General features: G+C 50.6%; 9 protein-coding genes. 2 read left to right on the top strand and 7 right to left on the bottom strand.

All coding sequences use genetic code 11. The features are described 5' to 3' along the window. The first annotated feature begins 2 nt into the window (after positions 1–2). Entirely contained in the window at positions 3–779 is a 777-nt protein-coding gene (locus tag PS053_RS06560) for a YfaP family protein (protein WP_001225831.1), read from the top strand. Between the two features lie 73 nt (positions 780–852). Here the strand turns inward: PS053_RS06560 and atoB are convergent, their stop codons facing one another. The 6 genes from atoB to atoS all read right to left on the bottom strand — a co-directional run bounded on the left by atoB (position 853) and on the right by atoS (position 8,103). After that, positions 853–2,037 carry an acetyl-CoA acetyltransferase gene (gene atoB, locus PS053_RS06555; protein WP_000786538.1) on the bottom strand — a complete coding sequence of 395 codons (1,185 nt, stop codon included), beginning with the start codon at positions 2,035–2,037 and terminating at the stop codon, positions 853–855. 30 nt (positions 2,038–2,067) lie between these two features. Beyond that, positions 2,068–3,390, bottom strand: a complete 1,323-nt coding sequence (locus PS053_RS06550; protein WP_256879017.1) for a TIGR00366 family protein — start codon at positions 3,388–3,390, stop codon at positions 2,068–2,070. After that, complete coding sequence (gene atoA, locus PS053_RS06545) at positions 3,387–4,037, bottom strand: acetate CoA-transferase subunit beta (RefSeq protein ID WP_000339057.1); 651 nt, start codon at positions 4,035–4,037, stop codon at positions 3,387–3,389. The genes PS053_RS06550 and atoA overlap by 4 nt, the downstream gene beginning before the upstream one ends. Beyond that, positions 4,037–4,699: an acetate CoA-transferase subunit alpha gene (gene atoD, locus PS053_RS06540; protein WP_000850538.1), complete on the bottom strand. Its 663-nt coding sequence runs from the start codon at positions 4,697–4,699 to the stop codon at positions 4,037–4,039. The genes atoA and atoD overlap by 1 nt, the downstream gene beginning before the upstream one ends. Before the next feature lie 195 nt (positions 4,700–4,894). Then, a complete protein-coding gene (gene atoC / locus PS053_RS06535; protein ID WP_000125274.1) occupies positions 4,895–6,280 on the bottom strand; it encodes an acetoacetate metabolism transcriptional regulator AtoC in 1,386 nt (461 codons plus the stop codon). Continuing rightward, positions 6,277–8,103 (bottom strand): two-component system sensor histidine kinase AtoS, encoded by a 1,827-nt coding sequence (gene atoS, locus PS053_RS06530; protein WP_256879018.1) that lies wholly within the window; start codon positions 8,101–8,103, stop codon positions 6,277–6,279. Before atoS ends, atoC begins: the two co-directional genes overlap by 4 nt. A 166-nt stretch (positions 8,104–8,269) precedes the next feature. On the opposite strand from atoS, the gene rcsC reads away from it, so the two are divergent. Then, the gene (rcsC, locus tag PS053_RS06525; RefSeq protein ID WP_256879019.1) at positions 8,270–11,119 is read left to right on the top strand and encodes a two-component system sensor histidine kinase RcsC; all 2,850 of its coding nucleotides are present in this window, start codon (positions 8,270–8,272) and stop codon (positions 11,117–11,119) included. A 192-nt stretch (positions 11,120–11,311) separates the two neighbouring features. On the opposite strand, the gene rcsB is transcribed toward rcsC, so the two are convergent. Beyond that, on the bottom strand, positions 11,312–11,962 hold the full coding sequence (gene rcsB / locus PS053_RS06520; protein WP_002461744.1) for a response regulator transcription factor RcsB: 651 nt from the start codon (positions 11,960–11,962) through the stop codon (positions 11,312–11,314). Positions 11,963–11,971: the final 9 nt, after the last annotated feature.

Genomic DNA, 11,971 nt, shown 5'->3' with positions numbered 1-11,971 from the left:
CTATGCGAAAGATTTTTCTTCCGTTGTTACTGGTGGCGCTTTCACCTGTTGCCCACAGCGAAGGTGTTCAGGATGTCGAGATTGATGCGCCGCTCTCTGGCTGGCATCCAGCGGATGGTGAAGATGCTAATTTCTCACAATCGATCAATTACCCCGCGTCGTCCGTCAACATGGCAGATGATCAAAATATCTCAGCGCAGATCCGCGGCAAAATAAAAAATTATGCTGCGGCGGGCAAAGTTCAGCAGGGGCGGCTGGTGGTTAACGGCGTCAGTATGCCGCAGAGAATTGAATCTGATGGTTCATTTGCACGCCCTTATATTTTCACTGAAGGCAGCAACAGCGTGCAGGTCATCAGCCCCGATGGGCAAAGCCGACAAAAAATGCAGTTTTACTCTACGCCAGGCGCAGGGATGATTCGTGCGCGTTTACGGTTGGTTCTTTCGTGGGATACGGACAACACCGATCTCGATCTCCATGTTGTCACGCCCGATGGCGAACACGCCTGGTACGGTAACACCGTGCTGAAAAACAGTGGTGCACTGGATATGGATGTCACGACAGGTTATGGACCAGAGATTTTTGCCATGCCCGCGCCGATCCCTGGGCGTTATCAGGTTTATATCAACTACTATGGCGGTAATAGTGAGACTGAATTGACTACGGCCCAATTGACGCTGATTACGGATGAGGGATCTGTGAATGAGAAACAGGAAACCTTTATCGTGCCAATGCGTAATGCTGGCGAGCTGACGCTGGTAAAAAGTTTTGACTGGTGATTGATGGGGTTACCTTCGCTGTCGATGTTCAAGAAAACGCCCGATAACTTTCGCTATCGGGCGTTTTTGTTCATTAATTCAACCGTTCAATCACCATCGCAATTCCCTGGCCGCCACCAATGCACAGTGTTGCCAGCCCCAGCGTTTTATCGCGTGCCTGCATTGCATGTAATAGTGTGACCAGAATTCGTGCACCGCTGGCGCCGATAGGGTGCCCCAGCGCGATGGCTCCGCCGTTGACATTCACTTTCTCAGGTGCAAAGCCCAGGGTTTTCCCAACGGCAAGGAACTGCGCAGCAAATGCTTCGTTGGCTTCGATGAGATCAATGTCTGCCAGTTGCAGCCCCGCCAGTTGTAACGCTTTTTGCGTGGCAGGTACTGGCCCCATACCCATCAATGCGGGGGGCACGCCGCCGCTGGCATAGCTTTTAATGCGTGCCAGTGGTTTTAGGCCCGCCGCCAGCGCCGCCGATTCTTCCATAATCACCAGAGCGGCAGCACCGTCGTTAATGCCAGACGCGTTCCCGGCGGTGACTGTTCCTGCTTTATCGAAGGCCGGGCGCAATGCGCCTAACGCTTCAGCCGTAGAATCCGCTTTCGGGAATTCGTCTTGACTGAAGACGAGGGTTTTCTTTCGAGTGACAACATTTACCGGGACGATTTCGGCTGTAAAAGCACCGGACTCAATTGCGGCAGCCGCTTTACGCTGTGAATGTAGCGCCAGTTCATCCTGCATTTCACGGGTAATTCCGTACTCTTTAGCCACGTTTTCGGCGGTAATCCCCATATGATAACCATGGGTGGCGCACATCAGACCATCGCGCAGGATTACGTCATAAACCTGTCCGTCTCCAAGACGATAACCAGAGCGTGCTTTTGCATCGAGTAAGTAGGGCGCTAAACTCATATTTTCCATACCCCCCGCCACAATGCTTTGCGCCTGACCTGCCTGAATTGCCTGGGCGGCAAGCGCCACACTTTTAAGACCCGAACCACACACTTTATTGACCGTGAATCCGCACACCGTTTCGGCCAGTCCGCTTTTTAACAGTGCCTGACGTGCCGGATTTTGCCCCAGCCCGGCTTGTAATACGTTACCCATAATCACTTCATCAACGTGTAGTGAATCGATTTTTGCACGTTCAATGGCGGCTTTAATTACTGTCGCCCCCAGGTCGATGGCGCTGGTGGAAGCGAGTGAACCGTTAAAACTACCGATAGCAGTACGTACCGCACTGACGATGACACAATTTTTCATTTTATATTCCTTCTGTCTGTAGGGGTGCCGTCAGAACAGCGTTAAACCAATGACGAAAATGACGCCGGAGAAGAGCAGGGCAGTGATGCAATAGCCCATGATGTCGCGGACACCGAGTCCGGCGATTGCCAGTGCTGGCAGCGCCCAGAACGGTTGTGCCATGTTCATCCATTGCTCGCCGTAGGCGATCGCCATTACCGATTTACCGAGATCAGCGCCCAGCGCCTGGGCTGCGGGCATCACGAACGGCCCCTGAATAACCCAGTGCCCGCCGCCAGACGGAACGGCGAAGTTAATCAGTGCAGAACTAAAAAAGGTCATGACCGGGAAGGTGTCTTTGTTCGCAACATTGATGAAGAATTCGGTAATGAGTCCGCCCAGACCGGAGTGCTCCATCATCAGTTGGATCCCAGCGTAGAAGGGGAATTGCACCAGAATCCCGGCGGTACTGCGTGCTGCCGCGCTGATAGCACGCATATAAGCCATTGGCGTTTTATGTAGCAGCAGACCCGCAACCATAAACATCAGGTTGACGGTATTGATGGTGATGTTGAAGCCATGTTCGCTGAAGTACATCGCCAGGTAAGCGATACCGAGTGCGCCGATGATCAACGTCAGAATGCGGCTTTCTTCCAGTCGCTCGGACGGTGGAGCATCTTTCGGTAGTTGCTTTTGAAAATCAGCCTCTTCCATGAGTAGTTTCGGATCGATACTCACCACGTCAGATGGTTTTGGCATCATCATGCGGGTGATAAATGGCATCACCACAATCAACGCCACAGTGATGAAAATGTTAAAACCACTGAACAGAGTATCACTCACCGGGATAAGCCCGGCGATATGCTCAACCGGGTTGCCCGGTGTTGCAGCCAACAAAGGCATTGAGCCAGAGAAGCCGCCACCCCATGTGAGAAAACCAATGTAGGCGCAGGCAATGAGCAACGGATAATCAGAACCGGGTACTCGCCGGGCGACTTCACGGGCGAACATTGCGCCGACAACCAGACCAAATCCCCAGTTGATGACACAAGCGACTGAGCCGAAGAAAGTGACCAGCATGACGCCCTGTACGGGCGTTTTTGCGGCGGAGGCGGCAGTGCGCAGCAAGCTTTTCACCGGAGCAGAGCTGGCAAGGGCATGACCGGTAACGATGATAAGCGCCATCTGCATACCGAACGCCAGCAAGTTCCAGAAACCGTCACCCCACATTTTCACCATGCTGATTGGCGTTTGTGGTGTTAACCAAAGCGCGATCACGAACGTTAGCAATGTCAGCAACATGGCAAAGATCAGTGGATCGGGAAGCCACCGGCTGACAAAACGCGTCATAAAACGCGATATGCGACCAATCATAAATCACCCCGTTGCGTATTCAGATCGGTGGCGACTTCAAACCGAGCTTCTGTTTTGGCACGCACGGTGGCTAAATCACACCCGTCGGCAATTTCGGTGAGCCACATTTTGCCGTCAATAAAACGAAAGACAGCCAGTTCAGTAACCAGCATATGCACCGCATGTTGCGCAGTGAGTGGCATGGTGCAGCGGCGCAAAATTTTTGCTGAACCATCTTTGGCGCAATGTTCCATGGCGATGATCACTTTGCGCGACCCGGTTACCAGATCCATCGCGCCACCCATACCGGGCACCATTTTCCCAGGCACTACCCAGTTCGCGAGGTTTGCTTCTTCGTCTACTTGCAAACCGCCGAGCACGCAGGCATCAATATGACCGCCACGGATTAGCGCAAATGACATGGCGCTATCAAACATGGCTGCGCCGGGTAAAATGCCGCACGGTTGTCCGCCAGCGTTCACCAGATCTGGATGCGCTGTCGTGACCGGACCTAAACCGAGGAAGCCGTTTTCCGATTGCAGAGTGATATGAATACCCTCCGGTAAATAATTGGCGACCATTGTGGGTAAACCGATCCCTAAGTTAACGATGTCACCATCACGAAGCTCTTGCGCCACACGGCGCGCAATACGTTGTTTCGCATCCATTATTTGCTCTCCTGTGAAACGATGATGTGGTCGATAACGGCACCAGGGGTGACAATATGGTCAGGTTGCAGCTCGCCGGTTTCGACCAGTTCATCTGGCTCTACCAGCGTGATATCAGCCGCAAGGGCTATCAGGGGGTTAAAGTTGCGGGCGCTAAGGTGATAGGTCAGGTTGCCAAGTGTGTCGCAACGATGAGCGCGAATGAGCGCCAGGTCGGCGCGCAGCGGGCGTTCGAGCAGCCAGGTTTTACCGTCGAGTGTCAGTGTCTGTTTGCCTTCTTCTACGACGGTGCCGACACCAGTTGGGGTGAGAAAACCACCAAGCCCAGCGCCACCACAGCGAATTTGCTCGATTAGCGTACCTTGTGGCACCAGGACGACGTCCATTTCACCAGATATCATGCGCCGACCTGTTTCCGGGTTAGTGCCGATATGTGAAGCAATCACCTTGCGGACTCGACCATTGACGATAAGTGGACCGATGCCGGTATCAACAAACGCGGTATCATTGGCTATCAATGTCAGGTCGCGAACACCAGATTCCAGTAATGCTTCAACCAGGCGGGATGGAGTGCCAATCCCCATAAATCCGCCCACCATGATGGTCATGCCGTCACGAAAGAAGCCGGTGGCGTCTTGTAATGTCATCAATTTTGTTTTCATTTTTTATCCCTCTTGCATACGCCGTTGTGGGTACAGTCAGGGAATAGCAAGGGGAGTGCCAGAATGAGATTATTGGATGTTGTTATTTAAATAATTGAATAGAAAAGGATAAATTAGATGGGGATTCATAAGGAGAATGAGCGGCTATGCAGAAAATTGCGCACTGTGCAAATTTCTGCATAGCAAGTTTTGGTGTTATACATCCGCCGGATCGATACCGTATTCCTGGAGTTTATACATCAATGCACGGCGACTGATGCCCAGCATTAGAGCAGTGCGGGTTCGGTTTCCTTCTTGTTGTTCCAGCACTTCCATAATGATGCGTTTTTCGACGCGTTTAATTTCCTCTTTTAAATTACGCTCTCCGACAGGGGCTGTTTTTACCTCGCCAGCATTACAGACTGGCTGACGAATTTGCGGCGGAAGATCCTCAGAAAAAATGATCGGGCCTGAATTCATCACGACGGCGCGTTCAATAACGTTGGAAAGCTCTCGAATATTTCCCGGCCATGACCAGGCGGTAAGCAGTGACATTGCCATCGGATCGATGTCGATAATATCGCGCTGATTCTCACTACTGAATTTTTGCAAAAAGTGATTAGCTAACAGGGAAATATCTTCCCGGCGATCGCGCAGAGGCGGCAGTATTAAATGAATAACGTTAAGGCGATAAAAGAGATCTTCACGGAAGGTGCCTTCTTTTACCATTGCCTGCAAGTCACGGTTGGTGGCAGCAATGATGCGGATATCAACTTTTATGGTCTGATGGCCGCCAATCCGTTCAAATTCCCGTTCCTGCAGAATGCGTAGTAATTTGGCTTGCAGTACCAGCGGCATTTCGCCAATTTCGTCGAGGAGCAGAGTACCTTCGTTGGCACGTTCAAATAATCCCTGACGCAAGGTTTGTGCACCAGTAAATGCACCTTTTTCATGACCAAACAGTTCACTTTCGAGCAACGATTCCGGCAGCGCCGCGCAGTTGACTTTAATGAACGGCCCCTTTGCCCGCCGCGAATTGTAGTGAATCGCTCTGGCAATCAACTCTTTCCCGGTGCCGCTTTCACCGCTAATCAAGACGCTGGCCTGAGAAAGGGCAATTTTGGCGGTGTCTTTGCAGATGTCCATCATCGCCGGGCTGTTGGTGAGAATGTGCCCCCATTGCCAGCTGGTGCTCAGTGCCTGGTGCAGATGACGGATCTCTTTTTTCATTGACTGGAGTTGTAAAGCGCGCTGAACGATTAAATTCAACTCATCGAGATCAAACGGTTTGATAACATAGTCGAAGGCCCCGCAGCGTAGCGCTTCGACGGCGGTTTCCACTTCCGCATAGGCCGTCATCAGAATAACGGGTATTCGGGTCTCATGGCTGCGCATCTCCTTGAGTGCCTTGATGCCGTCCATCTCTGGCATGCGGATATCCATCAACACCACGTCAGGGTGAATATCGGCAAACAGGTGTAATGCTGTGTGTCCGTTGTTCGCACAATGTGTTTCGAATCCTTGTAGTGCAAAAGCGGTACTCAGCATACGGCGAACATTATCTTCATCATCCACAATAAGGATGCGATTAATAGCAGTCATACAGTCTGATTTCCCTGTGGGTTGATCGGTAAAATAAGCGTGAAGGTTGCGCCGTGGCCCGGCAAACTGGCGACGCGAATATCACCTTGATGGGCATTAATGATGCGTTGACTTAACGCCAGACCAAGCCCGGTTCCTGAGGCTTTGGTGGTGAAAAAGGGATCGAAGATCTTTTTTTGTAGCGTGAGATCGATGCCACAGCCGTTATCTTCTATCGAAATGGCCTGTTGTGAGTCGCTGTACTGCCAGGTTCGAATGCGAATTTTCCCTCGTGCACTGATAGCCTGGACGGCATTAATCAGGATATTCAGTAGTACCTGTTTCAGCAGTTCACGATCGGCGTTAATCGGGCTTAATTCATTATCCAGTTCGCTAATGAAGTCGACCCGCGCTTGTACGCCGGCGGTTTGCACCAGTACCAGAGTTTCTTCAACCAATGCATTGAGGCTGACTTGTTGCCATTGACTGTGGCGTGGGCGTGAAAAATCGAGCAATTGCTGAATGACTTTGTTAATTGAGTCGATTTCTTTGAGTACTACGGACAGATATTCCTGATGTATTGGGGCACGGGTTTGTTGGCGCAAGATCTGTACATAACCACGAATAGCCGTCAGCGGATTACGTACTTCATGCGCCACGCCAGCCATTAGCTCACCCAGTGTGGCGAGGCGTTCTGCTTGCGCCATGCGGCGCTGGGTTTCTTTGCGGGCAGTTAAATCAGAGAAAATCACCAAAGCACCTATCATTTCACCGTGCGTGTTATGAATACGACTGGTAGTGACACTGAGTTCAATGGTGCGGTCACGGCCTGGAAAACTGATCTCCAACGCTACATGTTCGGTGCCATGTTCCAGCGTATCCAGTACTGGACTGTAGAACTGAGTATTGTCGAACAACATGGAGTAAGGCTGCCCTACCAGTTCATGACGTTGATAGCCAGTGATGACTTCTGCTGCTGGGTTCATGGTGGTTACATCACCCTGGCGGTCAATGGCAATGACGCCATCGGCAGCGTTTTCAATAATCAGATCGTTAAGTGTTCGCGTTTCACGCAGTGCCTGGGCGAGGTTGTTAACACTCTGACTGATTTGCCCCATTTCACCGGGCAATTGTGGTAATCGAGTGGGAATATTTTGTGCCAGAGTCGAGAGGCCGTCGGTGATGATATCTATATTGGCGCTCAGGCGACGGGAGAAAAGCACAATCAACAGCAGGCTTATCAGCAAACCGGCGGTGAGCACAATGATAATCCTCACATCCATTTTCCAGGCCTGGCGGCGAATATCTTCGGTTAATTCATTGGCCCAGATATAGCCGAGGATTTCACCATTACGCTCAATGGGAATCATTGAATTCAAAATATCGCCGCGCACCTGCCTGCCTGAATAAACCAAAGGGGTATTTGTACGCATGACTTCGCGACCAGGGTGATCTGCGGCAATGGTAACGCCCACATTATTCTGATATAGCGCTGAAGGCGCGTAGGTGATTATTGCATCCAGCGTTTTGTTGTAATAACCAGCGCCGATGCCAGGGAAGGCGTGAGTGATATTTTCGGTAATGGGGGCAAGTTCTGCATTTAATGCGTGGATGCGTTCCTCGCGTGGTAAGTCCGTGTAGAGAGCGTAGCGATCGCCCAGCGCCTGGTTAAGCAAGCTGACCACGGCAGAAAGTTTTTTCTCTTTTTCAGATAAGACTGCTGAACGTCCTTCCGTTTCTACGATATAACCAATAGTAAGCGTTGGGACAATGACCATCAGGATTGCCATCAGGATCATTTGATTGCGTAAGCGGCGTGGATAAATCCACTTCATATAATGCATGATGAAATCCATCCATCTTGTCCGGCAAATGATAATTATCAGGGGGTAAGACGATGATTTCTCGGCGGTGTATCATATTCCAGAGAAGAGAGAACATTGCGGTGACACGTTTTTACCGTTACTTTAACCACACTCCATCAGTCACTTGAGGCGGAGCTTCTCCCCTTTGAAATACCTTGCTTCTTTTCGTACAACCCTGAAAGTTTCACGCTATATGTTCAGAGCATTGGCGTTGTTACTCTGGTTATTGATTGCGTTTTCATCAGTTTTTTACATTGTTAATGCGCTGCATCAGCGAGAATCTGAGATTCGTCAGGAATTTAATCTGAGCTCGGATCAGGCCCAGCGGTTTATTCAGCGTACCTCGGATGTGATGAAAGAGCTGAAGTACATTGCTGAAAATCGCCTGTCTGTAGAAAACGGCGTGCTTTCTCCACGTGGACGTGAAACGCAAGTAGATGTGCCGGTGTTTGAGCCGCTGTTTGCGGATTCTGATTGTTCTGCAATGAGTAACACCTGGCGAGGATCTCTGGAGTCTCTGGCGTGGTTTATGCGTTACTGGCGCGATAATTTCTCTGCCGCTTATGATCTCAACCGCGTGTTTTTTATCGGCAGCGATAATCTTTGCATGGCGAACTTTGGCCTGCGTGATATGCCCGTTGAACGCGATGCCGCTCTTAAAGCTCTGCATGAACGCATCAATAAATACCGTAACGCACCGCAGGATGACCGCGGCAGCAATCTGTACTGGATTAGTGAAGGTCCGCGCCCTGGAGTGGGATATTTTTATGCACTGACGCCGGTGTATCTGGCAAACCGATTGCAGGCGTTACTGGGGGTTGAGCAGACAATTCGCATGGATAACTTTTTCCTGCCAGGCACGCTGCCAATGGGCGTCACCATTCTTGATGAGAATGGTCATACCCTGATTTCGCTTACCGGCGCGGAAAGTAAAATTGAAGCTGAGCCGCGCTGGATGCAGGAACGTTCCTGGTTTGGGTATACGCCAGGCTTTCGTGAACTGGTGCTGAAGAAAAATCTACCGCCATCTTCATTAAGTATTGTCTACTCGGTACCTGTTGATCAGGTGCTGGAACGCATTCGTATGCTGATCCTCAATGCGATTTTGCTGAATGTGATTGCGGGAGCCGCGTTGTTTACCCTTGCGCGGATGTATGAGCGGCGTATTTTCATTCCGGCAGAAAGTGATGCTCAACGACTGGAAGAACACGAGCAGTTTAACCGCAAGATTGTCGCCTCTGCACCGGTGGGGATCTGCATTTTGCGGACTGTTGATGGTGTCAATATTCTGAGTAACGAGCTGGCGCATACCTATCTCAATATGCTTACGCATGAGGATCGCCAGCGCCTGACGCAGATCATTTGTGGTCAGCAGGTCAATTTTGTTGATGTTCTGACCAGTAATAATACTAATTTGCAGATTAGTTTTGTTCACTCGCGCTATCGCAATGAAAACGTGGCGATTTGTGTGCTGGTGGATGTTTCTTCGCGCGTGAAGATGGAAGAGTCGCTGCAGGAGATGGCGCAAGCGGCGGAACAGGCGAGCCAGTCGAAATCAATGTTCCTTGCCACCGTGAGCCATGAGCTGCGCACACCGCTGTATGGCATTATTGGTAACCTGGATCTATTGCAAACCAAAGAGTTACCGAAAGGCGTTGATCGTCTGGTGACAGCAATGAACAACTCTTCCAGCCTGTTGTTGAAGATTATCAGCGACATTCTCGACTTTTCGAAGATTGAATCGGAACAGTTGAAAATTGAACCGCGAGAATTTTCGCCGCGCGAAGTCATGAACCACATTACGGCTAACTATTTGCCGTTGGTGGTGCGTAAACAACTTGGCCTGTACTGCTTTATTGAACCGGATGTGCCAGTGGCCTTAAACGGCGATCCGATGCGTTTGCAGCAGGTGATATCCAACCTGTTGAGTAATGCTATTAAATTTACCGATACTGGTTGCATTGTTCTGCATGTTCGCGTCGAGGGAGATTATCTTTCTATTCGCGTACGCGATACTGGCGTGGGGATTCCGGCAAAAGAAGTGGTGCGGCTGTTTGATCCATTCTTCCAGGTGGGGACTGGGGTTCAACGTAACTTCCAGGGCACCGGGCTGGGGCTGGCAATTTGTGAAAAATTAATCAGCATGATGGATGGTGACATCTCGGTGGATTCTGAACCGGGAATGGGGAGTCAGTTTACCGTACGTATTCCGTTGTATGGCGCGCAGTACTCGCAGAAAAAAGGCGTGGAAGGCTTAAGCGGCAAACGCTGCTGGCTGGCGGTACGTAATGCATCGCTATGTCAGTTTATCGAATCCTGTTTGTCGCGTAGCGGCGTGGATGTTGCAACATACAAAGGCCAGAAACCGGCGCCAGAGGATGTATTAATCACCGATGATGCGGTGAGTGAAAAATGGCAGGGTAGAGCAGTGGTGACTTTCTGCCGTCGGCATATTGGCATTCCACTAGAGAAGGCGCCTGGGGAATGGGTGCACAGTGTGGCGGCTGCGCATGAGTTACCGGCATTGCTGGCGCGTATTTATCTGATCGGGATGGAGAGTGACGATCCTGCTCACTCTCTGCCGTCGACGGACAAAGCGGTCAGTGATAATGACGATATGATGATCTTGGTCGTGGATGATCATCCGATTAACCGTCGTTTGCTGGCCGATCAGTTGGGATCGTTGGGCTATCAATGTAAAACAGCGAATGATGGCGTTGATGCGCTTAATGTACTTAGCAAGAATCATATCGATATCGTGCTTAGCGACGTCAACATGCCAAATATGGATGGTTATCGCTTGACGCAACGTATTCGTCAGTTGGGGCTGACGTTGCCGGTAATAGGGGTAACTGCCAATGCGTTGGCCGAAGAAAAGCAGCGGTGTCTGGAGTCCGGTATGGACAGTTGTCTGTCGAAGCCGGTGACGCTGGATGTCATAAAACAGACGCTGACGGTATATGTCGAGAGGGTCAGGAAATCCCGGGATTCGTAGGCCGGATAAGGTGTTTACACCGCATCCGGCAATCGATGCAAATGCCAGATGCGACGCTGGCGCGTCTTATCTGGCCTACATTATTGCAATCTATTGAAATAATGTAGGCCGGATAAGGTGTTTACACCGCATCCGGCAATCGGTGCAAATGCCAGATGCGACGCTGGGGCGTTTTATCTGGCTTGCAGGAGGTTACTCTTTATCTGCCGGGCTTAACGTCACAGAAGAGAGGTAATTCAGCAGAGCGATGTCGTTCTCGACGCCCAGTTTCATCATCGCGGATTTCTTCTGGCTACTGATGGTTTTGATACTGCGGTTGAGCTTTTTAGCAATCTCGGTCACCAGGAAGCCTTCAGCAAACAGGCGCAGAACTTCACTCTCTTTTGGTGAGAGACGTTTGTCACCGTAACCACCAGCGCTGATTTTTTCCAACAGACGAGAAACGCTTTCCGGGGTAAACTTCTTGCCTTTTTGCAGGGCGGCAAGGGCTTTCGGCAGATCTGTCGGCGCGCCTTGCTTCAGTACAATCCCTTCAATATCCAGATCCAGTACTGCGCTAAGGATTGCTGGGTTGTTGTTCATGGTCAGAACAATGATCGACAGGCCAGGGAAATGGCGCTTGATGTATTTGATCAACGTGATCCCGTCACCGTATTTATCTCCAGGCATGGAGAGATCGGTGATCAACACATGCGCATCCAGCTTCGGCAGGTTGTTGATTAGCGCTGTAGAGTCTTCAAATTCGCCGACGACATTTACCCACTCAATTTGTTCAAGTGATTTGCGAATACCGAACAGTACTATCGGATGGTCATCGGCAATAATTACGTTCATATTGTTCATGTAATAGGC

Source organism: Escherichia albertii (assembly GCF_028622335.1).
Lineage (GTDB): Bacteria > Pseudomonadota > Gammaproteobacteria > Enterobacterales > Enterobacteriaceae > Escherichia > Escherichia albertii.
This window is presented reverse-complemented; position numbering and strand designations above follow the sequence as displayed.

Bases quoted from the DNA above. Each gene is read 5' to 3' on its own strand.
- PS053_RS06560 (WP_001225831.1), top strand. From the start codon at position 3: ATGCGAAAGATTTTTCTTCCGTTGTTACTGGTGGCGCTTTCACCTGTT.
- atoB (WP_000786538.1), bottom strand. From the start codon at position 2,037: ATGAAAAATTGTGTCATCGTCAGTGCGGTACGTACTGCTATCGGTAGT.
- PS053_RS06550 (WP_256879017.1), bottom strand. From the start codon at position 3,390: ATGATTGGTCGCATATCGCGTTTTATGACGCGTTTTGTCAGCCGGTGG.
- atoA (WP_000339057.1), bottom strand. From the start codon at position 4,037: ATGGATGCGAAACAACGTATTGCGCGCCGTGTGGCGCAAGAGCTTCGT.
- atoD (WP_000850538.1), bottom strand. From the start codon at position 4,699: ATGAAAACAAAATTGATGACATTACAAGACGCCACCGGCTTCTTTCGT.
- atoC (WP_000125274.1), bottom strand. From the start codon at position 6,280: ATGACTGCTATTAATCGCATCCTTATTGTGGATGATGAAGATAATGTT.
- atoS (WP_256879018.1), bottom strand. From the start codon at position 8,103: ATGCATTATATGAAGTGGATTTATCCACGCCGCTTACGCAATCAAATG.
- rcsB (WP_002461744.1), bottom strand. From the start codon at position 11,962: ATGAACAATATGAACGTAATTATTGCCGATGACCATCCGATAGTACTG.